Source organism: Rhodococcus sp. KBS0724 (assembly GCF_005938745.2).
Classification (GTDB): Bacteria; Actinomycetota; Actinomycetes; order Mycobacteriales; family Mycobacteriaceae; genus Rhodococcus_F.
Genome location: NZ_VCBX02000001.1, coordinates 794,068 through 818,547 on the forward strand (window position 1 = coordinate 794,068; position 24,480 = coordinate 818,547).

Annotated in this window: 21 protein-coding genes; 11 read left to right on the forward strand and 10 right to left on the reverse strand. The window is 61.1% G+C overall.

Going from position 1 to position 24,480, the window contains the following annotated elements:
- The first annotated feature begins 256 nt into the window (after positions 1-256).
- Together FFI94_RS03680 and FFI94_RS03685 are read left to right on the forward strand one after the other, a co-directional pair.
- Positions 257-1,747, forward strand: a complete 1,491-nt coding sequence (locus FFI94_RS03680; protein ID WP_138871790.1) for an aldehyde dehydrogenase family protein — start codon at positions 257-259, stop codon at positions 1,745-1,747.
- Positions 1,744-2,949, forward strand: a complete 1,206-nt coding sequence (locus FFI94_RS03685) for a CaiB/BaiF CoA-transferase family protein (RefSeq protein ID WP_033232467.1) — start codon at positions 1,744-1,746, stop codon at positions 2,947-2,949. The genes FFI94_RS03680 and FFI94_RS03685 overlap by 4 nt, the downstream gene beginning before the upstream one ends.
- Before the next feature lie 83 nt (positions 2,950-3,032).
- On the opposite strand, the gene FFI94_RS03690 is transcribed toward FFI94_RS03685, so the two are convergent.
- Together FFI94_RS03690 and FFI94_RS03695 are read right to left on the reverse strand one after the other, a co-directional pair.
- Positions 3,033-3,392, reverse strand: a complete 360-nt coding sequence (locus tag FFI94_RS03690; protein WP_033232465.1) for a hypothetical protein — start codon at positions 3,390-3,392, stop codon at positions 3,033-3,035.
- 2 nt (positions 3,393-3,394) lie between these two features.
- Positions 3,395-4,546 carry a Rieske 2Fe-2S domain-containing protein gene (locus FFI94_RS03695; RefSeq protein WP_138871791.1) on the reverse strand — a complete coding sequence of 384 codons (1,152 nt, stop codon included), beginning with the start codon at positions 4,544-4,546 and terminating at the stop codon, positions 3,395-3,397.
- A 194-nt stretch (positions 4,547-4,740) separates the two neighbouring features.
- Between FFI94_RS03695 and hsaA the strand changes: the two genes are divergently transcribed.
- From hsaA to hsaB, 4 genes are read left to right on the forward strand one after another with little or no spacing between them, the layout of a single operon-like run.
- Positions 4,741-5,916: a 3-hydroxy-9,10-secoandrosta-1,3,5(10)-triene-9,17-dione monooxygenase oxygenase subunit gene (gene hsaA / locus FFI94_RS03700; RefSeq protein ID WP_138873585.1), complete on the forward strand. Its 1,176-nt coding sequence runs from the start codon at positions 4,741-4,743 to the stop codon at positions 5,914-5,916.
- 11 nt (positions 5,917-5,927) lie between these two features.
- The gene (gene hsaD / locus FFI94_RS03705) at positions 5,928-6,806 is read left to right on the forward strand and encodes a 4,5:9,10-diseco-3-hydroxy-5,9,17-trioxoandrosta-1(10),2-diene-4-oate hydrolase (RefSeq protein ID WP_033232461.1); all 879 of its coding nucleotides are present in this window, start codon (positions 5,928-5,930) and stop codon (positions 6,804-6,806) included.
- Positions 6,806-7,708, forward strand: a complete 903-nt coding sequence (hsaC, locus tag FFI94_RS03710) for an iron-dependent extradiol dioxygenase HsaC (protein ID WP_138871792.1) — start codon at positions 6,806-6,808, stop codon at positions 7,706-7,708. The genes hsaD and hsaC overlap by 1 nt, the downstream gene beginning before the upstream one ends.
- Entirely contained in the window at positions 7,705-8,265 is a 561-nt protein-coding gene (gene hsaB, locus FFI94_RS03715) for a 3-hydroxy-9,10-secoandrosta-1,3,5(10)-triene-9,17-dione monooxygenase reductase subunit (RefSeq protein WP_033232457.1), read from the forward strand. Before hsaC ends, hsaB begins: the two co-directional genes overlap by 4 nt.
- 4 nt (positions 8,266-8,269) lie before the next feature.
- On the opposite strand, the gene FFI94_RS34590 is transcribed toward hsaB, so the two are convergent.
- Both FFI94_RS34590 and FFI94_RS03725 read right to left on the reverse strand, forming a co-directional pair.
- Positions 8,270-9,073, reverse strand: a complete 804-nt coding sequence (locus tag FFI94_RS34590) for an Abi-alpha family protein (RefSeq protein ID WP_313905502.1) — start codon at positions 9,071-9,073, stop codon at positions 8,270-8,272.
- 2 nt (positions 9,074-9,075) lie between these two features.
- Positions 9,076-10,350, reverse strand: a complete 1,275-nt coding sequence (locus FFI94_RS03725) for a hypothetical protein (RefSeq protein WP_138871794.1) — start codon at positions 10,348-10,350, stop codon at positions 9,076-9,078.
- A 328-nt stretch (positions 10,351-10,678) separates the two neighbouring features.
- Between FFI94_RS03725 and thrS the strand changes: the two genes are divergently transcribed.
- On the forward strand, positions 10,679-11,896 hold the full coding sequence (gene thrS / locus FFI94_RS03730; RefSeq protein ID WP_138871795.1) for a threonine--tRNA ligase: 1,218 nt from the start codon (positions 10,679-10,681) through the stop codon (positions 11,894-11,896).
- Here thrS and FFI94_RS03735 read toward each other — a convergent pair.
- Positions 11,893-12,339 carry a MarR family winged helix-turn-helix transcriptional regulator gene (locus tag FFI94_RS03735; protein WP_003945852.1) on the reverse strand — a complete coding sequence of 149 codons (447 nt, stop codon included), beginning with the start codon at positions 12,337-12,339 and terminating at the stop codon, positions 11,893-11,895. The two genes, thrS and FFI94_RS03735, sit on opposite strands and share 4 nt — an antisense overlap.
- Before the next feature lie 143 nt (positions 12,340-12,482).
- Here FFI94_RS03735 and FFI94_RS03740 point away from each other — a divergent pair, with 143 nt between their 5' ends.
- Complete coding sequence (locus FFI94_RS03740) at positions 12,483-13,679, forward strand: MFS transporter (protein WP_138871796.1); 1,197 nt, start codon at positions 12,483-12,485, stop codon at positions 13,677-13,679.
- Positions 13,680-13,760: 81 nt separating this feature from the next.
- On the opposite strand, the gene FFI94_RS03745 is transcribed toward FFI94_RS03740, so the two are convergent.
- The 4 genes from FFI94_RS03745 to FFI94_RS03760 all read right to left on the reverse strand — a co-directional run bounded on the left by FFI94_RS03745 (position 13,761) and on the right by FFI94_RS03760 (position 19,775).
- On the reverse strand, positions 13,761-15,818 hold the full coding sequence (locus FFI94_RS03745; RefSeq protein WP_138871797.1) for a neutral/alkaline ceramidase: 2,058 nt from the start codon (positions 15,816-15,818) through the stop codon (positions 13,761-13,763).
- Between the two features lie 244 nt (positions 15,819-16,062).
- Positions 16,063-17,004, reverse strand: a complete 942-nt coding sequence (locus FFI94_RS34005) for a transglycosylase family protein (RefSeq protein ID WP_397495182.1) — start codon at positions 17,002-17,004, stop codon at positions 16,063-16,065.
- 1,200 nt (positions 17,005-18,204) lie between these two features.
- Positions 18,205-18,933 carry an acetoacetate decarboxylase family protein gene (locus tag FFI94_RS03755; RefSeq protein WP_138871799.1) on the reverse strand — a complete coding sequence of 243 codons (729 nt, stop codon included), beginning with the start codon at positions 18,931-18,933 and terminating at the stop codon, positions 18,205-18,207.
- The gene (locus FFI94_RS03760) at positions 18,930-19,775 is read right to left on the reverse strand and encodes an SDR family oxidoreductase (protein ID WP_397495550.1); all 846 of its coding nucleotides are present in this window, start codon (positions 19,773-19,775) and stop codon (positions 18,930-18,932) included. Before FFI94_RS03760 ends, FFI94_RS03755 begins: the two co-directional genes overlap by 4 nt.
- Before the next feature lie 130 nt (positions 19,776-19,905).
- Here FFI94_RS03760 and FFI94_RS03765 point away from each other — a divergent pair, with 130 nt between their 5' ends.
- Positions 19,906-21,111, forward strand: a complete 1,206-nt coding sequence (locus FFI94_RS03765; protein ID WP_138871800.1) for a cytochrome P450 — start codon at positions 19,906-19,908, stop codon at positions 21,109-21,111.
- On the opposite strand, the gene FFI94_RS03770 is transcribed toward FFI94_RS03765, so the two are convergent.
- Positions 21,100-21,534, reverse strand: coding sequence for a cupin domain-containing protein (locus tag FFI94_RS03770; RefSeq protein ID WP_138871801.1), 435 nt, complete (start codon positions 21,532-21,534; stop codon positions 21,100-21,102). The two genes, FFI94_RS03765 and FFI94_RS03770, sit on opposite strands and share 12 nt — an antisense overlap.
- A 144-nt stretch (positions 21,535-21,678) precedes the next feature.
- Here FFI94_RS03770 and FFI94_RS03775 point away from each other — a divergent pair, with 144 nt between their 5' ends.
- Both FFI94_RS03775 and FFI94_RS03780 read left to right on the forward strand, forming a co-directional pair.
- Positions 21,679-24,078 carry an arylsulfatase gene (locus FFI94_RS03775; protein WP_138871802.1) on the forward strand — a complete coding sequence of 800 codons (2,400 nt, stop codon included), beginning with the start codon at positions 21,679-21,681 and terminating at the stop codon, positions 24,076-24,078.
- A 45-nt stretch (positions 24,079-24,123) separates the two neighbouring features.
- Entirely contained in the window at positions 24,124-24,480 is a 357-nt protein-coding gene (locus FFI94_RS03780) for a hypothetical protein (protein WP_138871803.1), read from the forward strand.

The window sequence follows — 24,480 nt, forward strand, 5'->3', positions numbered from 1 at the left end:
CGACGACGGGGCTGCTGTTGTAACAGGCGAGGGTTGGAGTGGATCATTCTGGTTCACAAGAATCTCCAATTCAATTTTGGAGAATCCTACTCTCGCTCTGACGTGGCCGCAAGATCCCGAGTAGAGACTGTTCAGGTGCAATGCAACCTTTCGACGGGGGTATGCGTACGACTTCACAGTTGCTACATTCACACCACCAGGATGCAATATTCTCGAATATGAGAACTCTATTTTCATACTTTAGTGAGGAGAACGGATGTCATCTCAGGAAACGGTGTCGGCAAACGAGGGCACCGTCGTGCTGGATGTCGATCGGCGCTTGCTCATCGACGGAAAGCTCGTGACAACGGAGCAGACGTTTGCGTCGATCAACCCCGCTACCGGTGAGATCCTCGGTTACGCACCGAATGCGGGTGTCGCGGAGGCAGAAGCCGCTATCGCAGCGGCGCGCAAGGCCTTCGACACCACCAGCTGGGCAACCGATGTGGAATTCCGCATCAAGTGCCTCGACCAGCTGCATCAGGCAATGCTCGACAATCTCGAAGAGTTTCGTGCGCTGACGATCGCCGAGGTCGGAGCTACCTACCTCAATACGCAAGGCAACCAGCTCGAGGCGCCTATCGGCATCATTCGCTACTACGCTGATCTCCTGCGCACCTACCCGCTGACCGAACAGCTCGGCGAGGTAGACATCAAGGGGCAGAAGCACAATCGCTGGATCGAGAAGGAAGCCGCCGGAGTTGTCTCCGCGATCATTGCGTACAATTACCCGAATCAGCTGGCGTTTGCCAAGCTGATTCCGTCGCTCGCCGCCGGTTGCACGATCGTCCTCAAGGGTGCTCCGGACACACCGCTCATCACGTTGGCGCTGGGTGAACTGATCGCCAATCACACCGATATTCCGGCCGGCGTGGTCAACGTACTGTCCTCGTCCGACGTGGAGACCGGCAAGATCATGACCACCCACCCCGACGTGGACGTGGTCACCTTTACCGGATCCACACCCGTCGGCGCGTCGATCATGGCTGCGGCAAGCGCGAGCCTGAAGAAGGTCTTCCTCGAGCTCGGAGGGAAGTCGGCATTGATTGTGCTCGAGGACGCGGACTTCGGCACGGTTGCACAGTTCGCGGCATTCTCCATCTGCTCCAACACAGGTCAGGGTTGTGCGCTCACCACCCGGTTGCTCGTGCCACGGGCACATCACGACGAGATCGTCGCGAAGGTGGCCGGAATGATGGCGCACGTGCCGGTCGGAGACCCGACCAACCCGAAGATCTACATGGGTCCGCTCATCAGTGAGAAGCAGCGAGACAAGGTCGACGGTTTGGTTCAGCGGGCCGTCGAGGCGGGCGCGACGCTCGTGACCGGTGGCACGCGGATCGATCCCGGCTACTTCTACACGCCGACCCTGCTGGCAAATGTCCACCCGGACAGCGAAATTGCGCAGGAAGAGGTCTTCGGACCCGTGCTCGCGGTCATCCCGTTCGATGACGACGATCATGCCGTGGAGATCGCCAACAACTCGAAGTACGGACTCTCCGGTGGCGTGCTGGGTGCCGACGACGATCGCGCGATCGCCATCGGCCGCCGTATCCGCACCGGAACCTTCAGCGTCAACGGTGGCAACTACTTCACCCCCGATGTTCCGTTCGGTGGCTACAAGCAGTCGGGCATCGGCCGTGAGATGGGTACCGCCGGACTGGAGGAGTTCCTGCAGACCAAGGCTTTTGCGACGGTGGTCAAGTGAAGCCACTCGAGGGGATCCGCGTTCTCGAGGTCGCGATGTACGGCTTCGTTCCGTCGGCGGGCGCAGTGCTCGCCGACTGGGGCGCCGAGGTCGTCAAGGTGGAACACGCCGTCACCGGTGACCCACAGCGCGGCCTTCGTCAGGTCGGTGCGTTGAAGGTCGAGGGGGATCCCAACCCCAACGTCGAGCACGCCAACCGAGGCAAGCGCAGTATCGGCCTCGACATGGGAACCGCCGAGGGTAAAGAGGTGTTGGATGCGCTGATCCGCACAGCGGACGTGTTCCTCACAAGCTTCCTGCCCCAGGCTCGGACCAAGTTCGGAATCGACGTGGACGACGTCCGCGCCGTGAACCCGAAGATCGTCTACGCCCGCGGCAGTGCACTCGGGCCGCGCGGTGTCGAGTCCGACAAGGGTGGGTACGACATGACGGCCTTCTGGGCCAGGGCCGGAATCGCCGCTACCCTCACTCCTCCCGGGGTCGACGGAATGATCACCCCGCCGGGGCCGGCGTTCGGTGACACCATCTCCGGCACGAACCTTGCCGGCGGTGTTGCGGCAGCGCTGCTCAAGAGAGAACGTACGGGCGAGACCTCGGTAGTCGACGTCTCCCTCCTGGGCAGCGGCGTGTGGGCCATGGGACACGGGATTGCGTTGTCGGCGCATCTCGACCAGGCCATGGTGGCGCCGGTGCCGGGTGGTCATGGTGCACTGACCAATCCGTTGTCCGGGTTGTACCGCACATCGGACGGGCGCTTCCTTTCGTTCGTGATGCTCCAGGCCGGCAAGTACTGGGCCGACGTGTGTCGCCACATCGATCGCCTCGACCTCATCGACGACCCTCGTTTTGCCGATTCCAAGCAGATTGCCGCCAATACCGAAGCCGCAGTGGCTATTCTGCGTGAGGTACTGGGCAGCCGCACACTCGCGGAATGGTCGGAGAAGTTTGCCACTCTTGCCGGTCCGTGGGCGCCTGTGCAGGACTCGTTGCAAGTGTCGAGCGACGCGCAGGTTCTGGCCAACGAATATCTGCTCAAGGCAGGGGAACTCGAACTGGCCGCAAACCCGGTGCAGTTCGACGTCACTGCACCCGAGCTGCGTGCAGGACCGGAATTCGCCGCTCACACAGACGAAATTCTGACAGAGTTGGGATTCGACTGGGAACGTGTCATCGCTTTCAAGATCGCGGGGGCAGTTACCTAGGAACTGTGACCACACCTGACAAATGAGGGCCGACCCGTTGGGGTCGGCCCTCATTTCAGTTCTCGTGCAACTGTTCGCGGTGCTCAGCTGTTTTCGGCGTCGCGAACCGTAATCGTGCCGTCCCTGACGGCGTCGGCGATGCTCTCATGGAGCATCGGGCAGCCGTCCTTGAGTGCAGATTTCTGCCCCGACGCGATGGCGTCCTTGAACGTGTGACACCGACGTGCCGGGTCGGAGGTCCACTGAATGCTGGTGTGCTTGTACGTGTTCTTGCGAACCAGTACGCACGCGCCGCATGTCTTGCAATCGACTTCCTGCATCCCCGAGTCGAGGTATTCCTGCTTGTCCTCGACGGTCTGGGCTTCGATTGCGCCCCGCCGTTCCGGTTGCCCGGCAAAGTCCGGAGCCTTGGCCCAACGGAGGTCACGGATCGAGGCGCTCACGACTAAACCTCTGCTTCCTTCTTTGCAGCGGCTTCCTTCTCGGCCTTCTGGCGAGCGAGATTTTCCTCGACCTCGATGTGCCAGGCTTCGTTGGCCTTGGTGGTGTCCACTTCGAATTCGAAGCGCTGCGTCATCTTCTCGGTAACGTCTGCCTTGTCGACGTAGAACTGCTCGTACCAGCGTCGCAATTGGTAGACGGGGCCGTCCTCCTCGCAGAGGAGCGGATTTTCGATCTTGGTCTTGTTCTTCCAGATCGCGACGTCCTGAAGGAAACCCTCGCTGATGCCTTCGGTGAACTTGCCCGCCAACTTGTCGGCCATTTCATCGGAGACGCCCGTCGGCTTCTTGACTGTCACGCCCCACTGCAGCACAAACGAGTCCGGACTGATCGGGTAGTGGCAGTTGATCAGGACGCTTTCGACCTCGTACCCGCTGTAGCTGTTCCACAGAGGATTGACCATGTACGACGGCCCGTAATACGCGGCCTCGGAGCGAAGCAGCGTGTCGCCGCCGTACTGAGAGGCCATTCCGATGTCGGGGCGTCCCGTGGTGTTGAGGTACTGGGTGGCAATCTCACCTTCGAAGACGTTCTTGAAGTACGTCGGGAAGGCGTAGTGGATGTAGTAGAAGTGCGCCATGTCCACGACGTTGTCGATGATCTCGCGGCAGTTGGAACCTTCGATGACCATGGAGTTCCAGGTCCAGTCGGTCCATTCGTCGCTGTACGCGCCCTCGATGCGCGGGATAACGATCTCCTCGGGCGGGGGATTGCCCTCCGGGTCGTTCCAGACGAAGAGCTGGGCGTTCTGCTCGAGTGTGTGCCAAGCCCGGGTACGGGCGAGTGGGGGCACGCGGCGTGCGTAGGGAATGCCGGTGCACTTTCCGTTTCCGCCCCAGCGCCAATCGTGGAACGGGCACGCGATGGAGTCGCCTTTGACCTCGCCTTGGGTGAGGTCACCGCCCATATGCCGGCAGTACCCGTCGAGAACTTTGATATCGCCCTTGCTGTCGGCGAACACAACGAGTTTGCTGCCGAAAGCCTCGATCGCGTGCGGTTTGCCGTCCTTGAAGGTCTTCAGAAGACCCAGGCAATGCCATCCACGTGCGAACCGTGTCTGCACCGTTCCCACGTCGATCTCGCGAATCTGCGCCATAGTGACCTCACATCCCTTCTACCTGTTAGTAGAACACGTTATAGAACGAACTCTGGTTTCGCTAGATTTCGGAAGCACTTGTTACAGCATTGCGGCCGTCAACGATGCGATTTCCGACATCTCGACAGAAAAGAGAACGTGTTCTAGTCTCAAGGTAAGTGAACTATCCGATCGAGACAGACGGGAGCGTCGAAGTGGGTAACCATGACAGCCACGAGGTGATGCAGAAGCTCGACGCATTGTTGCCGGCACTACGTGAGCGGGCGCAGGAGACCGAGGATCTTCGTCGTATCCCAGACGAGTCCGTCAAGGCGTTGCAGGAGACCGGCTTCTTCCGTCTACTGCAGCCCAAGCAGTGGGGCGGATACGAAGCCGATCCGGTGCTGTTCTACTCGGCAGTCAAGAAGATCGCCAGCGCCTGCGGATCGACAGGGTGGGTCTCCTCGATCATCGGCGTTCACAACTGGCACCTGGCTCTCTTCTCTCAGCAGGCTCAGGAAGACGTGTGGGGCAAGGACTCTGACGTTCGCATCTCGTCCTCCTACGCGCCCATGGGAATGGGTGAAGTAGTCGAGGGTGGCTACAAGGTAAACGGGGCGTGGGCGTGGTCGTCCGGTTGCGACCATGCAACGTGGGCCGTTCTCGGCGGGCCGGTCTTCAAGGACGGTCGCGCAGTCGATTTCGTCAGTTATCTGATTCCCCGCGAGGACTACCGGATCGACGACGTCTGGAATGTGGTCGGCCTGCGCGGAACCGGCTCGAATACCGTTGTGGTCAAGGATGTTTTTGTTCCTACGCATCGCGTGCTGAGCTTCCGGGCGATGAGCGAACTGACAGCCCCTGGTCTCGAGAACAACACCGCACCCGTCTACAAGATGCCGTGGGGAACCATTCACCCCACCACGATCTCGGCACCGATCGTCGGAATGGCTTACGGCGCTTACGAAGCGCACGTCGAGCATCAGGGCAAGCGTGTTCGCGCAGCCTTTGCCGGCGAGAAGTCCAAGGATGATCCGTTTGCGAAGGTACGTATCGCCGAGGCATCCAGCGACATCGATGCAGCCTGGCGTCAACTGTCCGGCAATGTCGCCGACGAGTACGCGTTGATCCTTGCGGGCGAAGAGGTTCCGATGGAACTGCGTCTGCGAGCGCGACGCGATCAGGTCCGGGCCACCGGCCGCGCGATCGCGTCCATCGACAAGCTCTTCGAGAACTCCGGAGCAACAGCACTGCAGAACGGCACGCCGATTCAGCGATTCTGGCGCGACGCTCACGCCGGACGCGTCCACGCGGCCAACGATCCCGAACGCGCATACGTCATGTTCGGAACAGGCGAGTTCGGTCTGCCGATCACCGACACGATGGTCTAGGGGGGACGTCCGTGACAACCACCGAAGAAGTGTTCACCTACGAATCCACGTCGCGTTTTGCACAGGTGCGCCCCGACCTGAAACTGCATTTCCACGAAGCCGGGGTAGGGAACGATCGCACCATCGTGCTGCTGCACGGCGGCGGTCCGGGTGCCTCGTCGTGGTCGAATTTCGCCCGCAACATTCCGGTGCTGGCAAAGAACTTTCACGTCATCGCGGTTGATCAGCCCGGCTACGGACAGTCCGACAAGCCGACAGAGCATCCGCAGTACTTCGTGCACAGTGCGTCGGCGCTCAACGACCTCCTGGACACACTCGAGATCACCGGTCGCGTTGATCTACTGGGTAATTCCCTTGGCGGCGGTGCCGCAGTGCGCTTTGCGCTCGACTACCCGGACCGCGCCGGCCGGCTGGTCCTCATGGGCCCCGGCGGCCTGAGCGTCAACCTGTTTGCCCCTGACCCCACCGAAGGTGTCAAGAACCTCGGAAAGTTCAGTTACCAGCCGACGCGTGAGAACCTCGAAGCGTTCCTGCGCATCATGGTCTTCGACCAGAAACTGATCACACCCGAACTGGTCGACGAACGTTTTGCCGCCGCCAGCACGCCCGAATCGTTGGCCGCAGCCAAGGCGATGGGTAAGTCGTTCTCCAGCGGCGACTTCGAACTCGGCATGCTCTGGCGCGAGGCGTACAAACTGCGCCAGCGAGTGCTGTTGATCTGGGGCCGTGAAGATCGCGTCAACCCGCTCGACGGCGCACTGGTCGCGCTCAAGATGATTCCGCGGGCGCAACTCCATGTGTTCGGCGGTTGCGGGCACTGGGCACAACTCGAGAAGTTCGACGAATTCAACCGGCTCGCAACCGACTTCTTGCTCGACGGAGGTAAGTGATGGGTATTCGATCTCTGGCATACATGCGTATCGGGGCCACCGATATGGGCGCGTGGCGCGAGTACGGACTCAAGGTTCTCGGCATGAGCGAAGGCAAGGGCGTCGACCCCGATTCGTTGTACCTGCGGATGGACGATTTTCCGGCACGCCTGGTCATCGTTCCGAACGAGGCCGATCGTCTGCTCGTCTCCGGTTGGGAGACAGCGAATGCGGCTGAGCTGCAAGATATCCGCGACAGGTTGTCGGCGGCCGGTGTTCCCTTCAAGGAGGGCACGTCGGAGCAGTTGAAGGACCGACGCGTCGTCGAACTGATTGCGTTCGAGGACACGTCGGGAAACTCTCTCGAGGTCTTCCACGGTGTGGCGCTCGAACATCGACGCATCGTGAGCCCGTACGGACACAAGTTCGTCACGGGGGAGCAGGGCCTCGGCCACGTCGTGCTCACCACCGATGACGACGACGCGTCGTTGCGCTTCTACCGCGACGTCCTCGGATTCAAACTGCGGGACTCGATGCGTCTGCCACCGCAAATGGTCGGCCGACCCGCTGACGGCGATCCGGCGTGGCTGAGGTTCCTCGGCTGCAACCCACGTCACCACAGCCTGGCGTTCCTGCCGTTCCCCAATCCGACGGGCATCGTGCACCTGATGCTCGAGGTGGAGAACTCAGACGACGTCGGACTGTGCCTTGACCGTGCGCTGCGCAAGAAGGTCAAGATGTCGGCGACCCTCGGGCGCCACGTCAACGACGAAATGCTCTCGTTCTACATGAAGACTCCCGGCGGCTTCGACATCGAATTCGGTTGTGAGGGACGTGAGGTCGAAGACGAGAGTTGGATCGCGCGCGAAAGTACGGCAGTGAGTCTGTGGGGTCACGACTTCACGGTCGGAATGAAGCCGTGAGTGCCCCCGCACTCGACCCGCGGCAGTTCCGCACGGTCCTGGGGCAGTTCTGTACCGGCGTCACGATCATCACGACGGTCGACGACGGTGTTCCGGTGGGTTTCGCGTGCCAGTCGTTTGCCGCGCTCTCCCTCGACCCACCCCTGGTGTTGTTCTGTCCCACCAAGGGTTCTCGGTCGTGGGCGGCAATCGAGAAGACCGGAAAGTTTGCCGTCAACGTGTTGGCGGAGGAACAGCAATCGGTGTGCGCGCGATTCGGTTCGCGTGAGCCGGACAAGTTTGCGGGTATCGACTGGACACCTTCGCCGTTGGGTTCACCGATCATCGACAAGTCGCTCGCGCACATCGACTGCACTGTGGAAACCGTCCACGACGGCGGCGATCACTTCGTCGTCTTCGGTCGCGTCTCGTCGATGAGTGAGGTCAAGACCGAGCGTCCACTGCTGTTCTATCGCGGGCAGTACACCGGGATCGAACCGGACAAGACCGTCCCCGCGCATTGGCGGGACGATCTCGAGGCGTTCCTGACCACCACGACGGAAGACACCTGGCTGTAGGGGCCTACAAGGAGAAACACGTCTGGCAGAAGTCCTCGCCGAACGGCGTGAGCAGGATGCTACGACGCACGATCTTGTTGGACCGGCCCGCGCGGCGCACGGCGTCGATCACCGCGGGCTGGACCTCGATGACCTGGTATCGCTCCGCTTCGACGGGTTCACGGGAGAACGACACCAGCCCGAGTCGGTGCAGGTTGTTGAGGTAGGCATTGGTGCGATCCAGGTGCCGGCACCCGGCCAGATCGCCGATCATCGACAGGCCTTCGTCGATCATTTCCGACCCGACGCCAAAGGGTCGTGCTGTTCGGACGTCGACGCTCGGTTGCGCGCCCGACAACGCGAGTAGACGCAGGATGCGCGCTTCGTCCGGTGCGATCTCGTCGAGGATTCGGTCGTAGGCAGGGTGGAGATCGTCGCGGTCGGTGACGTCCGCAGAACGGTCGAGCAGATTGTCGCCGCGCTGGCGCAGGGCCGCAAGCATGGCCTCGGTGCTCTGTTTGCGGGTGGGGCGAGCGCGCATGGCCGATCGCAGGTTCTCGGATCTGGAGGGTCCCGCGTTTGCCGGCCGCTTCGAAGGCTGGACGTTGGCAGCTTCGGCTGCCTCTGCTGCCGCGTCGGCGGCGGCCGCAACGATCTGCCGCGTCGCCTCCCGAGCTGTGCCCAGTGCCCACCCCGTTATTTTCAGGGAAGTGAGTGTGGTGGTGGCAGTCAATCCGACAAGGCTACGGATCAACCGCTTTTCGACGGATTCTTCGGTTCCGGTGTCGATATCCCAGTCGTACGTGGGTTCTTCGCGCTGCTCACTCATTCTCATACTCCGAAAATCGCGAGGTGCAGGAAACCGGCCAACGAGCCGAGTACCGCTCCGTGGACGAACAACAACCATTCATCTTGTTTGACGGCAGATCTCAGTAGTTCGCTGAAGTCTTCCGGTGACAGTTTGTTCATTTGCGCCGTGACGAATATTCGGATCTTCTCGGACTGGCTTTCGGCAAAGGCCGCGTCCTCGAATACTCGTGGAACGAGGTCGAGCACTTCGGTTGTCGCAAGGCTCGGCAAGCGTCGGTAGCTCTGTGAGCCGACAGTCATCTTCACGACGGATCGAGCCCATCCGACGGCGTCGTCGACGGATTCACGCAGTACTTGATCGAGCATTCGTCGGGTTCGGTCCGAGCGTGGACCTTCGAGAAGTTCGGTGCCGATGTTCTCGAGTGTGATGACGTGATCGGCGAGAGTTTTTGCGTAGCCCTCGATGATCTCAGTGCGCCGTTTGAGGAAAAGTCCTTGCCGCCACGGTACCCATCGGCTGGGGGCGATGGGCTCGAAGATCATCTTGATTCCGAGGTAGTTGACGATGTAGCCGATGATGACGCCGCCGATGGGCAGGATCCACCAATACGGCAGGAAGTGCAGTACGGCCACGAGGACAAAGCCCATCGGAAACCCGAAGTAGAAACCGAAGTTCTGCATGAATCGCAGTTCTTTGTTTCCCATGGTTCGGAAAATGTCGTTGAGCAGTTTCGGGTGCGACGACAGGTATCTGATCACCATGAGTTTGGCGTCGATGAATTCGTCGATGTTCTCTTCGATGCGGTCCGTGATGGTGCGGACGCTGGCCGGTAGATCTTCCTCGACTTTCCGGAAGACGGCTTCTTTTACCGGATTCGGAAGGTTGTGCCAGAGCTGGGGATTCTCGGCGGTCATGATTCTGGTGACCACGCCGCGGACTTCGCTTCGCGAGATGGTGACCAGATGTTCGGCGATGCTGTCCGGATCGAGTTCACGGTAGAAGTCGGCGATGCTGCCCACTTTTGCCAACGATTTGTCCACAGCGATCGACGCCATTTTCTCGGCGCGGGAGGGCACAATTCCTTGCCAACCGAACCGGCCGTCACTGGTAATTGCCGGGATTACCTGGACTCGGCGCGGGAGCAGTGGGAAGAGGATCTTGAGGCCGGGAACTTTGATTCCGTGGAATTCGAGCGGGGCGAAGAGCATCAGAACGCCCGACCAATTGGTGATGTACCCGATGATTCCCGTGAACAAAGGAATGGTGATCAACTGTTCGAGCAAGTGGTCCGGCACCGTCGCCCATCCTCCTCATATCCGAGAACCTCACGTTCGGACATGATTGCCGAAACTTCGCTCTTCGTGGGTGTTTCGTTGGCTACTGCTGCGCCTTCCCAGTTGCGTCAGCATAGAGCCCCGACAATCCGGGCTGTCGGCGGGTCGGAAGTTAATGTAACCTGACGTACATGGTCAGTATTGCGCACAACACGACGACGCCGGTTTCCTTCCGGCGCATCGTTTAGCAACTGCTGACCGAACCTTTCAGCCCCGGGAGTTATCGCCCCGGGGTTTTTCTGTTTCTTCGCTCCGTGCGCGACTCCCTTGAACGATGTGGAGATCTCTCATGAGCGTTGACCACCGCGAACTCGGACGCGAACTGGAATTTTTCGCCACCACCCCGATCGTCGGAGCGGGCCTTCCACTCTGGCTGCCGGACGGCGCGATCATCAGATCGGAACTGGAGAAGTTCGCCGCCGAACAAGCCGCGCGATCCGGTTGCCGAGGCGTCTATACCCCGGTGACGGCGAAGAAGGAGTTGTACGAGAAATCGGGGCATTGGTCCAAGTTCTCGGCAGACATGTTCCCCGAAATGAAGATCGGCGGGGAATCTTTTCTCCTTCGTCCCGCCAACTGTCCTCATCACGCACAGGTATTCGCCGCGCGAGGCCGTAGTTATCGTGAGCTACCGTTCCGCGTTCGTGAACTCGGCTCGATGTTCCGAAGCGAACTCTCCGGTGTTCTCAGCGGATTGAACCGCGTCAGGCAGATCAATCTCGACGACGCGCACGTCTTCTGCAGTGGCGAGCAGGTGCGAGCGGAAGTCATCGTCGCGCTCGACGCGATCGAGCACTGCTACTCGACTCTGGGGATTGTCGAACGGGAATACCGACTCTCGATCAGAGGGGCAGGGCAATACCTCGGCACCGACGAGCAGTGGGCCGACGCCGAGGATCAACTTCGCGGAGCACTGAATGCACGCTCGATCGAATATGTGGAAGCCAAGGGGGAGGCAGCGTTCTACGGTCCCAAGATCGACGTCCAGGTGCGAGACGCGCACGGCCGGGAGGAAACACTCTCGACCGTCCAGCTGGACTTCAATCAACCGGAGCGGTTCGAACTCGAGTACACCGCGGAAGACGGATCTAAGGCACGTCCCGTCATGATCCACCGCGGCTTGCTCGGGTCGATGGAACGGATGACCGCGCTCTTGATCGAAAGATACGAGGGGCGGATGCCGCCGTGGCTGGCGCCCAACCAGGTGTCGGTTCTGCCAGTCGGCGACCGGCATCAGGAAGCGGCCGAGCGCGTGCGGGCCGATCTCGAGGCTCGCGATGTTCGAGTGGCGATTGCGCCTGACGGATCGTTGGGACGCCGCATCCGCGAGGCTCGCACTCACCGGGATTCGTACGTCGCGGTGATCGGGGACAACGAAGTGCAAGCGGGAACGGTCGACGTTCTGGTCCCGGCGCGTGGTGGGCGGTCAGTCGTCGACGCGAAAGTGTTTGTCGATCAAGTGGTCGCGAATATCAACGAGCGTGCCCTGCTTCCGGCGGAGTTCTAACCGACCGGGAGTTCGTGGAGCGCCCGCACGAGCGGTGCGAGTTCGGGTGTCTTGCATGCCTCGTCGAGAGCGGCCTCGAGGGTGGCGTCGTGCGTCGGGCGTGCGCTTTCGAGAAGTTCGCGTCCGGCCGGCGTCAACTCGGTGTAGATACCGCGGCGGTCGTCGGCGCACAGGATTCGGGTCAGTAGTCCACGGTCTTCGAGACGGTTGACCAATCGCGTCGTGGCACTGCTGCTCAGTGCGGCAGCGCGGGCGAGTTGTGCCATGCGCATGTGCCAGCCGTCCTGGCGGCTCAGCGCATCGAGGACCGTGTATTCGACGACGGACAGTTTGTGCTCACGCTGGAGAGCGCGCTCCAGTTCGGTGTCGAGGGCACCGTGCAGTGCCGCAAGTGTGCGCCACCCTTGCGAACGGATTTCGACGGCGTCGTCGGCGATCCCCATGTGATTCTCCTTGTCCGTTTCCTGCCGCTCCAGGTTACCAGCTTGCGCATGTAGCGCGCGCGTGCAATTATTTATAGCGCGCCTGCAACTACTGCACACGCCCGCTAACGGCTTGCGCGTAAATCTGTGAAAGGAACACCGAGATGCCATTGGGTCTCATTGCCCTCGCTATGGGCGGGTTCGGGATCGGCCTCACCGAATTTGTCATCATGGGTCTGCTGCCCGAGGTCTCCGCCGATTTCGAGGTCACCGAAGCCGTCGCCGGCCACCTGATCTCCGGCTACGCACTCTCCGTAGCGATCGGTGCAATTCTGGTGACGGCGGCAGTCATCCGCTTCGAGCGCAAGAAAGTCCTGCTCTCGCTGATGGTTCTGTTCATCATCGGCAACCTGATGTCGGCGCTGGCCCCCACGTACGAGGTGATGATGGGTGGGCGCATTGTTGCGGCGCTGTGTCACGGTGCGTTCTTCGGCATCGGATCGGTGGTGGCCGCTGGAATGGTTGCGCCGGACAAGCGTGCAGGCGCTATCGCAATGATGTTCTCCGGATTGACCATTGCCAACGTTCTCGGAGTTCCGTTCGGCACGATGCTCGGCCAACAGTTCGGATGGCGCTCGACCTTCTGGGCGATCACCGCAATCGGCATTGTTGCACTGATCGGGATCGCGGCTCTGGTTCCGACGACGCCGGCCCCAACCGACGGCGGCGGCCTGCGCGGAGAACTCGAGGCCTTCCGCAACAAACAGGTGTGGTTCTCGATCGCCATCACGATTCTCGGGTACGGCGGCATGTTCGGCGCGTTCACCTACATCGCATTCACCCTCACCGAGGTGAGTGGCTTTGCGGCGTCCAGCGTTCCGTGGTTGCTGATCCTTTTTGGTTCCGGTCTGTTTGTCGGCAACGTCCTCGGTGGGAAGGCTGCTGATCGCTCGCTGACCAAAGCCCTGGTGTGGATTCTGGCAATTCTGACAGTGGTGCTGATCGTGTTTGCCGCGAGCGCCGAAAGCAAGATCATGACAGTGATCTCCCTGTTCTTCATGGGCGCCTTCGGTTTTGCGACGGTACCCGGACTGCAGATGCGGATCATGAACTACGCGTCGGAGGCGCCGACCATGGCGTCGGGTGCCAACATCGCCGCCTTCAATGTCGGAAATGCATTGGGCGCGTGGCTCGGTGGACTCACCATTGCTGCCGGACTCGGCTTCACCTCGCCGATCTGGATGGGAGCGGCAGTTACCGTCGCCGGTCTGCTGGTCCTGATCGTTGCCGCGAAGATCGACCGCCCCACGGCGTCAGAGCAGTCGGCGCAGACCACCTCGCTGCACCCGACCGCAGTGTGAACCTTGCCATCGCCTGCCATCCCCATCGCGTGAACGTATCGCTCCCCCTGTCAGACAAGGGGAGCGATACGTTCACGCGGGTCAGGTGAGGCGGAATTCGGCGGTCACTCCGGAGAAGGGCGTGATCGCGCCACTACCCCGAGCCTTCGACGCGCCGAAGTGCTGGACTCGATACGTACCCGCCGGAGTGTCTGCCGGAACATCCCACGTGATGCGAACGACGGAACCGTTGCTCCCGACTCGGCGCCAGTGCAGTTTGGTGGACCAGTCGTTGTCGTCGGCCACCCGCGTCCAGGATCCACCGGTATTGCGCTGGATCTCGTAGAAGGTCCCGTTTCGGTGAGTGTCGTTCTTGGGGTGACCCGTGACGAACTCGACCGCAACCTGTCCGCCTGGTGATCTGTCGCCAGGCTGAACGGTGGCATCGCCGAATTGTGTTCCCGGCAAAGGTTCGTCGAAGTCGACGCCAGGGCCGAAGCTGGGTTGGAACCCGGACAGGTTGGCGGGCGCAGGGCCTCGAGGAGGTTCGTTGCCATCGCGCATCGCGGCCGCGAGGGTGGCATACCCCTGCTGATAGGCCGGCAGCGTGTAACGGCCGAACATCGTCGAACCGCCCTCGTACTGCTGCGAATCGTATTCCTGTGGTGTGGTGCAGTAGCTCGAGTAAGAGTTCGCGTATCCCTGGAAGATGACGTTCTCGAGGGGAACCCCAAGCTCCTCGGCGACGGTTCTGCGCACTCGTAGGCCGGCGACAATGGTGAATTCCGCAGGGCCGCCGACGATGTAGAACTGGCCGATCCGCAGGATCTGGATCTTCAGCACGTTCGGCACCCATCCGCCCGGTGGCAAAAGGCCGACCGGAACGACTACGAGTTTGGGGGCCTGTGCATCCTGAAGCCATTGAGGCACAGGAGCATTTATGCCGCCCAAGGCGTCGATCATGGGGTTTCGGGTGCCCTCGGGGAAGATCGGAATTGCCGGCCCGTCCTCGACGCTTCCGGCACTCATCGCCGCACCGATCGCGGCCGGAGCGGTGCGGTGCTCGCGTCCGTCCGGGGTGAATCTTCCACTCACCACCTGATCTGCCATGTCCAGGTACATGATCCGACTGTCCACGCCACCGGCGACGGTTTCGGAGGCCGAGTCGAAGGCAGTTTGAGCAGCCGCTACCTGGCGGAGCCCGATGATCCGTGCATTCTCGAATTCGTCGTCGGTCGGTCCGCGGCCGGGCTCGAGGAAGAGGTTGGGTGACATGTCGCCGCTGTTGGTCTGCGGAAAAGCAGCAATGAAGCTGGTGTCGCCGTCGAGGTAGCGCACACCCTGATCATCGTGCTCCCAGAAGTACGCCGCGGCGCCCTTGTTGTCCCCGGAGATGAAATGGTTCTCGTTCGTGAGCGAGGCGCAGTGGGTGGCGAACCAGTTAATCGCTCCGATGTCGTTGCTGCCCCGGCTGATTCGCATAACACGCATATGGTGGTCGTTGCCGCCGGGGTAGTAGGCCTTGTCCTCTTCGGGATTGAGGTCGAACGCCACTCGTGATCGGTTGACGCTGGCATCGGTGAGATCGGACCGGCCGAAACGAACGGTGCCCGGCGCCAGGTTCTCGTGGGCGGCGCTGATCGCCTCGACCATGCCGTTGACCTCGGCTTCGAACACCTGCAGTTCGAATCCGAGAACTGCGAGGTTGTATGCGTAGTTGTGCGACGCCCCACCGCACGCCGCGTGTGAATGGATAGCGGTCAGCATGACGTTGCGTTCGGTGTAGATGTCACCGAATTTCCCGGCCAGTCGGCGCAGGACCTCGTCGTGAACGGACTGGAAGATCATGCAGTTGTCGACGCAGACGTAGGCAATCCGCGACCCGCCGGACTCGAAGACGAAGGCGCGTGCGCGCATTCGCTGGTGCAGGCCTTCGGCGCGTTGGTCGAAGCTCGAGTAGCCCATCATGCCGACCTCGGCGACCGGTCCGGTCACGTCGGAAATTCCGACGCCCACCTGCAGCGACGCCGACGACTTGTCGGTGCGTGCGGGTGAAACTGTGCGTGCCGGCGAAGCTGCGACGGCCGGGCTCGTCGACAGAGCGGCGAGCGCAGGTGCGGCGGCAGCGCCGGCCAGTACGGTGCGTCGGGTGATCTGCACGAGTGTCCTTTCGGGCGGTCTGACGCGAGTTGGTCAACCGTCCAGGAGTGTAGCCCGAGTCACACGTGACCGAAAGGGGTGCGTCGGCGAACATCTACATCGATTCGGCGTCCCCGAGCGTCATGGCGGGGTCCACCGCGCTCCAACCCCATCGAGCGAACGTACCTTTCGGTGCATCCAAGGCGCCGAAAGGTACGTTCGCTCGTTCGGGCAGGAGCCCTCGGGGCGGCAACCGCCTTCCTGTTTAGAACGTGATCACATCGCCCACGAAAATCTGGTCAGGATCAGTGATCCACGCGTTCATCGCCCAAACCTCTTGCCAATTCTTCCCTCTCGTTGAAGCAAGGTCGAACAGTGTGTCGCCTTCGGATACCGTCACCGTGTCGCCGACTGCCGATTCAACTGGCTTTGGTGCCGGAGCATCCAACGCGGGTGCAAAGATCGGTGCGGGAGTGACGCTCGCTCCGGTGTTGCATGCACCGACCGACTTCAGGAATCCGACGGGGTCGACGGCGCCGCCGCTGTGGATGCGGAGATGCAGGTGCGGGCCGGTTGAGCTGCCGGTATTGCCCGTGGCGCCGATTTCGTCGCCGACCTGGACATGGGTGCCTTTGCTGACCCATGTTTCGGAAAGGTGGCCCATCTGAATCTGCTCGCCGGTATCGGCTTCGAGCTGGATATAGGTTCCGTATCCGCCAGGATCAAATGGTCCGGCAACCGAGATCGTGCCAGAGGTCGGGGCATGGAGAACTGTTCCGACGTCGACTGCGAAGTCCGCTCCATCGTGTCCGGCATGGAATCCCTGCGAAATCGCCCCATCGACCGGCCACTCCCAATTGCACCTGCTACCGGTATGAAGTGCTGCCGGGGCCACATGGACGGCTTCTCCGGCAGAAGGCAGAGTTGATACGTCGCCTGAACCGGGAGTGACACCACCCCAGCCGAGGTGTGCGCCGCACACCGGCCACGCACCGATGCCTTGAGCGTCGAGGGTTGCTTCCGCTGCCGCGACTTGATCCGCGATCGATGCCATGTCGGCACGGGCGGGTGCACCTTCGGGTTTGTAGGCGTCCCACGTCGACTGTGTGAACTGCAGTCCGCCGTAGAATCCGTTGCCCGTGTTGATGCTCCAGTTTCCGGAACTTTCGCACATGGCTACTTGTGACCAGTCGTGTGCGCTGGCCACGCCCGTATTTGCGAAGGTGCCGATGGCTGTAAGAGCTCCTGCTCCTGCCGCTAGTGCGACAAATCTTCTGGCGCGAGGTCGATGTTGTTTCCTGTGTTTTCCCATGATTTTTCCTTGATCGGGGTCGGCAATCTCGCCGCACGCGTCAGTGATCGACTGTTGGGCGGCGTTGTTTGCGAGATCGCCTATGCTGGAGAGCGATTGAAGATGAGTTGGCAGCACGTGTGCCAACAGTTCTCGCTATCCGTGGACAATTATGTAGCTGGTGACTGAACCGATCAGACCAATATCCCTGTTGCAGTGCGAATCTCGTGAAGAGGATGCGTGTCGGGAAATCTGCTGCGTGTCCATTCACTGTCGAGGACGCCGATAGTTCCTTCCGGTCTGGGACCTGAGTGATTCGCGTCCCGTCGGGAGACGCAACTTACCCGGAGCGTCGGGGAGAATCGGTGAGGCGTGGGCAAGTCTCATGGTCACGATTTGTGAGTCACGACAAGGCTGTTGCCTCACGCAGGTGGCAACAACGGCCCAATTACCCGGTGGCATACCTATTTTGCGGATCATCCCAAGCTTCAGCGGACTGAACCAGGCCGACCGGTATCACGTATCGATGAGGCAACTGGTCGATGAATTCCACCTGACTGGATTGGTGGAGTTGTCGACGGAATGAGGTATTCCACTGTGCCAGAGTCTTTCTGGGTGGCATTTCCGGACGGGCGAAGGTTGCGGCCTGGTCGGTTTGGTGCAGGTCAGGGCAGGCGCGAGATTTCACCCGCGGTGCGAGCAGCATCGCGTGACCGGAGGTCTACGACAACGGCACGCGTCAAACTGTTGATTGGACCTTCTCCGTCGGCGCCGGCGGCCGTGGTGACGCGCGACAGCCCGAAAACAGGTACCCGAATGGGTCATTCGACCCGTGTGACGAATAACGGCGGATGCCATGGTGGATCAACACCGAAACGGTCTCGTCCGAAGCCGTTTTCCAACACTGAAGTTTTCCAACACTGAAGTTTTCCAACACTGAAAGCATGCGACACGCCGTGCGCTCCTATCGATCGATTGGCGCCCCCTTGTGAGGGATCTGTGTCGCTCCCTCAGGGTCGCAGTCTCTGCGCCCGGGGATGAGCCCTCCTGCGGAGCCGACAAGGTGGCGCCGCAGGAGGGCATTCAGAACAGGCGCGCTCTATCGGGCGGACGCCGTCAGATCGTTGTCGACTCCCCGAACGTCATGGCGAGGTTGGAAATCGTGGTGGTCATCAAGGCTCTTTTCGGCAGGCCGAGGCGTCGTAATTCGGCTGCCATCGGGTGGGTGCCGAGCTGGAGCTCCGCGCCACCCGGGCGAGATTTGACGCCGGTGGGAGCCATATCCCACGACGTGCAGCGGGTGACGCCGTCGAGATGCGAGTACGCGGCAAGTGACATGTTCGCGCCCGAGCCGGGAACGCTCACTCCTGATTTCACGCTCAACTGCGCGATGAGTTTGCCGTCGTGAGATACCGAACCGCGCTTGACGGATCCGACGTGTTCGGTATCGAATTCCGCCAACACCTTCGGGAATCCCCAGATCTCACGGCCGGCGGCCTTGGTGAACTCGCCGTCCACGGGCAGTTGATGGATGAGTGCGCCCGCTGTACCCGATGTGAGCGCACGAAGATCTCCCAGCACCGAAATCTCCGATGGAGCGGTATGACTTCGCACCATGTAGGTCACGCCGAATTCGTTGTACGGTCCCAGATCTCCGTCCACGTAGTCGACGAATACCAGCCCGCACAATGCGCGTCCCGGACGGAATTGCAGAACGGTCAGGCCGGTGTGGTTGATGATCGACTGGGCGGTGACACTCGGAACGGAGAACATGGCCATGAATGCGGAAGCGGTACGAACTTCGACGGGCATCTCGACGGTCTTGCCCAGGATGGTGTAGCTCATGCGACCACTCCGCGCAGACCGTCGGCGCCGTACACGGCTTCGAGCATCGAGCGGAAATCCGGTCCGCGCCGGAGCATCTGGCCACCGTCGACGTTGATGATCTGTCCGGTGATCCAGGTCGAGTCAGGCCCGAGGAGGAACGTCGCGAGTGATGCGATGTCGTCCACTTCGCCGACACGGGCGAGGGGAGTGTTGGCCATGTAGTCGTCGAGAATCGGCCCACCGTCGGTGATGAGCGCGACCAGATCGGTTCGAGTGAGGCCGGGGCGAATTGCATTGACCCGAATATTGCTGGCCCCCAGTTCATCTGCCGCCAGTTGCACGAGATGGTCGACGCCGGATTTCGACACGCCGTATGCTCCGAACCATCGATGTGTGTTGCTGCTCGCGATCGACGAGATCGCCACGATGGAACCACTGCCTCCGGAAACGAGGGCACGTGCGCCGTGCTTGATCGTCAGCATCGTGCCGGTGACGTTGAGGTCGACCGTACGGCGCCAGGCGTCGACGTCGAGTTGAGTCACCGGGGCGATGGTTTCGTTGCCGCCGGCGCAGGCGACAACGCCGTCGAGTGTTCCCGTGGCCTCGGCTGCTGATGCGACCGCAGAGACAACTTCGGCTTCGACGGTTATATCGGTGGGTACGGCAATGACGGAGCCTGCTCCGTTCCTGGCGCGAATCGACTGAGCCGCAGCATCGAGTTTGTCCTTGTTGCGTCCGCAGATCGTGACGTGGGCACCGGCACCGGCGAGCGCACCGGCGATGCCGAACCCGATGCCGCTTCCGCCGCCGGTAACAAGTACCGATCTGCCTGCAAAGGCGGTGTTGTCGCCCATGTCCATCTCCCGGTTGTCGTATGCGCGGTGATCCACGGTTCGAGGTGCGCCGACAAACTTCGGCAATATCGCCCCGAGCTCTATAGGAACAGGTTCTACTTGTTCAGGCAAGGGTTTCTCGAGAGAGGACGGCGAGATGGCGGACCGACCGAGCTTCGACCTGATCGACGGGCGCTTCTATTCCGGTGACCTCGGCGATGTGCGCGACGCATACGCGTGGATGCGTGAGCACGAACCCGTGTATCGAGACAGTGCGAACGGCATTCCTGCGGCTGCGAGTTACGCCGCCGTCATCGCGGCAGAGCGAGACCCGGAGTTGTTCTCCAATGCCGGTGGTATCAGACCTGAAACCGGACCGCTTCCGCAGATGATCGACATGGACGATCCGGAGCATCTCACGCGCCGACGCCTGGTCAATGCCGGTTTCACCCGCAGGAAGGTCGAAGCGAAACGCGATCGGATTCGGCAGATCTGTGACCAGTTGATCGATGCTGTGTGTGAGAGCGGGGAAGCGGACTTCGTGGCCGATCTTGCAGCGCCTCTGCCGATGGCGGTCATCGGCGACATGCTGGGGGTGCGTCCGGAAGAACGTGAGGTATTCCTGCGGTGGTCGGACGATTTGGTGACAGCCCTGGGTAGCAATGCTTCCCCGGAACAACTCCAGGCGATGATGGCGGCATACGTCGATTTCACGGAGTACATGACCCGGACGATCCGGGAGCGTCGGATGGCCCCGGCGGACGACTTGATCAGCACGTTGATCCACAGCGAAGTCGACGGAGAGGCGCTGTCGGATCAGGAAATTGTCAACGAATCGTTGTTGATTCTGATCGGTGGCGACGAAACGACGCGTCATGTTCTCAGCGGAGGGATGGAACAACTACTGCGCCACCCCGATCAGTGCCGAATACTGGCCAACGATCAGGACACGATTCCGTTGGCGATGGAAGAGATGCTGCGATGGTCGTCGCCGATCAAGAACATGGCGCGCACACTTACCCGCGATACGGATTTTTTCGGCGCGCATCTGGAAGCGGGAGAGAAGATGCTGTTGCTCTTCGAGTCGGCGAACTTCGACGACGCCGTGTTCGTGGACGCGGCACAGTTCGATATCGGTCGGACACCGAACCCTCATGTAGCGTTCGGGTTCGGCACGCATTTCTGTTTGGGTAATCAGTTGGCGAGGCTGGAGGGAACGATCATGTTCGAGCAGGTTTTCCAGCGCTTGCCGGGGATGGAACTGGCGACGGACGCGCCACTGCCGCGTCGCGCCGCCAACTTCGTGTCCGGAATCGAATCGATGCCGATACGATTCCCCGTCGCTTCTCCGCTACCCGGGTAGCTGGCAGTTGGGTGCCGCAGCATCCTCGGACAACGGACTGCCCGTGGGATTGACGTAGACAACAAGGAGGACCAGGGGAGTGGTCTGCGAATTGTTGCCGATGTGAACGTGATCGGATCCGCTCGGCTCGACGAGGGTGCTGCCGGTCTGATAGATGCCGTCGACCGAGCAATCGGATCGGTAATGGCTCAAGGTACCCGCAGCAACGGCAGCGTAGAGAACGCCGTCATGGAAATGCCAGCCGGTGGATCCACCGGGGTCGACGGTGATCTGGCGCAATACGTAGTCCTTGTCACCGAACGTCACCTGCCCGAGGATTTCGCCGTGCACTCCGGTGCTCGGGGTGGCGGACGCCGCGATCGGTGTCAGCGACAACCCGATCGCGGCAGACAAGGCAAGCAGAATCTGGTGACGTTTACGCATGACGAGCCTCTCGGACGGATGTGCTGGTCAGTTTCCTCCATTGCGCCTGAATTATCCGAGTTTCCGCAGACTGTTCATCTCCGTCAGGCCGGTGACCTTCTCTTCACCCGTTACGGATGACGAATCGCCCGAGTTGATGCTGCGATGCTGGAAGGTGGGGGTAGAGAGGGAGAAACAGTGACGGATCCGACGAGTCGACGACGCGAGGTGCTGCCGGTCCCGGATCGCCAACATCTGGGCTTGGTGACGTACGACGCCAAAGATCCGGATACGACCTTCCCTCCCATCACACCGCGACTGCCGCCCGATGGCGCCCCGAACGTACTGGTGATCCTGCTCGACGACGTGGGCTTCGGTGCGAGTAGTGCTTTTGGTGGACCGGCAGATACACCGACTGCTGAGCGTTTGCAGCGTGGCGGTCTGACCTACAACCGTTTCCACACCACGGCACTGTGCGCACCGACGCGCGCTGCTCTTCTGAGCGGCCGCAACCATCACTCGGTCGGGATGGGTTCGATCACGGAGACTGCGACGTCGGCCCCTGGGCTCTCGGGGATGCGCCCCAATACCAAAGCTGCGCTGCCGATGACGTTGAAACTCAACGGATACTCGACGGCACAGTTCGGCAAATGTCATGAAGTGCCACCCTGGCAAACGTCTCCAGTCGGACCGTTTACCGCGTGGCCCACGGGTGAGGGTGGATTCGAGCATTTCTACGGTTTTATCGGCGGGGAGAACAATCAGTACTATCCGGCGCTGTACGAGGGAGTGTCTCCCGTGGAACCGGAGAAGACGCCGGAGGAGGGGTATCACCTCACCGAAGACCTCGCGGATCATGCGATCGACTGGGTGCGAACGCAGAAATCGCTGGCACCGGACAAACCTTTCTTCCTGTACTTCGCTCCGGGCGCTACCCATGCGCCGCATCATGTTCCACAAGAGTGGGCAGACAAGTACATCGGTCGATTCGCCGGTGGCTGGGACGCGCAACGAGAGTCGATTCTCGCGAGGCAGAAGAAACTGGGCGTTGTTCCGGCCGATGCGGTATTGACCGCCCGGCCCGACATGATCCCGTCCTGGGACGACATGAGTGACGAGATGAAACCCGTACTCGAGCGCCAGATGGAGGTCTACGCGGGCTTTCTCGAACACACCGACTACCACATCGGCCGTGTTGTCGATGCGATCGAGGAGGTCGGGGCACTCGAAAATACGTTGGTGTACTACATCATCGGCGACAACGGAGCGTCTGCAGAGGGGACGATCAACGGGGCTTTCAACGAGATGGCCAACTTCAACGGGCTCGCGGCAATCGAGACCGAAGAATTCATGGTTCACATCAAAGATCAACTCGGTACGAAGGATTCGTACAACCACTACGCGGTTGGTTGGGCATGGGCAATGTGCTCGCCGTTCCAATGGACCAAACAGGTTGCTTCCCATTGGGGTGGAACACGCAACGGAACGATCGTGCACTGGCCGGCCGGCATCAAGAGCAAAGGTGAGACACGCTCACAGTTCACGCACGTCATCGACGTAGCGCCGACGGTACTCGAGGCCGCGCGGTTGCCCGAGCCCACATTCGTGAACGGAGTGCAGCAATCGCCAGTCGAGGGAACGAGCATGATGTACACCTTCGAGGATGCGTCGGCGCCCGAACGACACGATCTGCAGTATTTCGAGATGCTCGGAAACCGCGGAATCTATTACAAGGGGTGGAGCGCCGTCACTCGGCACAGCACTCCGTGGATATTCAACGAAACGCTTCCAGCCCTCGACGATGACGTCTGGGAGCTGTACGACGGGTCGAAGGATTGGACGCAGGCGCACGACTTGGCCAAGGAGATGCCGGATCGCCTTGCGTCACTGCAACGGCTGTGGCTGATCGAGGCGGTGAAGTACAACGTGCTTCCCATCGACGATCGCCGGGCCGAGAGATTCAGTGCGAAGCTTGCCGGTCGTCCGCAATTGGTATCGGGGAACAGGCAGGTGCTCTTCCCCGGGATGAAACGGCTCAGCGAGCACAGCGTTCTGAACATCAAGAACAGGTCGTTCAGTGTGACTGCTGCCGTCGATATCCCAGCCGGCACGTCGGCACACGGCGTAGTGATCGCTCAGGGTGGTCGATTCGGCGGATGGACGCTCTATGTCAAGGACGGGCGCCTTCGGTTCGTGTACAACCTCCTCGGTATGACGGAGTTCGCCACCGAATCCGCCGTAGACCTCCCGCCGGGTAAGCATCAGATTCGGGTCGAATTCGCCTACGACGGGGGAGGTCTCGCGCGCGGCGGTGATGTGACGCTCTTTCACGACGGGATCCCGGTGGGTACCGGTCGGGTCGAGCAGACACAGCCCCTGATCTTCTCGGCTGAGGAAACCACCGATATCGGTGACGACTACGGGATGCCGGTCAGCGCGGATTACGGCGTGACCAGCAAATTCAACGGCCGTATCGACGTCGTGCAGATCGAAATCGGCGACGACGATCATACTCATCTCATCGATCCGGAAGAGGTAGCGCGGGTTGCGATCTCGCGGCAGTGAGACGATGCCACTCACGTGGGTTGCGGATATCAGTAGGATCGCTCCATGCACCAAGTTGCGAGACGACGCCGAAGTCAGCCGCCGCCCGCGCGGTTCTTGTTCGAAGCTCTGATCGATCCGCATCGGGAGCCGGTCAGGCATTGGCTCGATCTGCGAGACAACGAGATTGAACCAACGATTGTCGAGGCCGTTGAACCGGAGTTGGTGATCTGGTCCTCGATCTGGCCGGACCGCCCCGATGCGATTATTCGTTTCGACATCGAGGCGGTCGGCTACGAAACGACACTGTGTTGGACGTTGTTCGTTGACGATCCGGTGCCGACGGAGTCCGATGTGGTCCGCATGCGCAAACGAATCAACACGCTGATCAATGCCAACCTTCGGTTCACGTTCGGTCAGTAG

What these genes read in the sequence shown, in the direction of transcription:
- FFI94_RS03680 (WP_138871790.1), top strand. Translation starts at nt 257, where the DNA reads ATGTCATCTCAGGAAACGGTGTCGGCAAACGAGGGCACCGTCGTGCTG.
- FFI94_RS03695 (WP_138871791.1), bottom strand. Translation starts at nt 4,546, where the DNA reads ATGGCGCAGATTCGCGAGATCGACGTGGGAACGGTGCAGACACGGTTC.
- hsaC (WP_138871792.1), top strand. Translation starts at nt 6,806, where the DNA reads ATGGGTATTCGATCTCTGGCATACATGCGTATCGGGGCCACCGATATG.
- FFI94_RS34590 (WP_313905502.1), bottom strand. Translation starts at nt 9,073, where the DNA reads ATGAGTGAGCAGCGCGAAGAACCCACGTACGACTGGGATATCGACACC.
- thrS (WP_138871795.1), top strand. Translation starts at nt 10,679, where the DNA reads ATGAGCGTTGACCACCGCGAACTCGGACGCGAACTGGAATTTTTCGCC.
- FFI94_RS03735 (WP_003945852.1), bottom strand. Translation starts at nt 12,339, where the DNA reads ATGGGGATCGCCGACGACGCCGTCGAAATCCGTTCGCAAGGGTGGCGC.
- FFI94_RS03740 (WP_138871796.1), top strand. Translation starts at nt 12,483, where the DNA reads ATGCCATTGGGTCTCATTGCCCTCGCTATGGGCGGGTTCGGGATCGGC.
- FFI94_RS03755 (WP_138871799.1), bottom strand. Translation starts at nt 18,933, where the DNA reads ATGAGCTACACCATCCTGGGCAAGACCGTCGAGATGCCCGTCGAAGTT.
- FFI94_RS03760 (WP_397495550.1), bottom strand. Translation starts at nt 19,775, where the DNA reads ATGGACATGGGCGACAACACCGCCTTTGCAGGCAGATCGGTACTTGTT.
- FFI94_RS03765 (WP_138871800.1), top strand. Translation starts at nt 19,906, where the DNA reads ATGGCGGACCGACCGAGCTTCGACCTGATCGACGGGCGCTTCTATTCC.
- FFI94_RS03770 (WP_138871801.1), bottom strand. Translation starts at nt 21,534, where the DNA reads ATGCGTAAACGTCACCAGATTCTGCTTGCCTTGTCTGCCGCGATCGGG.
- FFI94_RS03775 (WP_138871802.1), top strand. Translation starts at nt 21,679, where the DNA reads ATGCTGGAAGGTGGGGGTAGAGAGGGAGAAACAGTGACGGATCCGACG.
- FFI94_RS03780 (WP_138871803.1), top strand. Translation starts at nt 24,124, where the DNA reads ATGCACCAAGTTGCGAGACGACGCCGAAGTCAGCCGCCGCCCGCGCGG.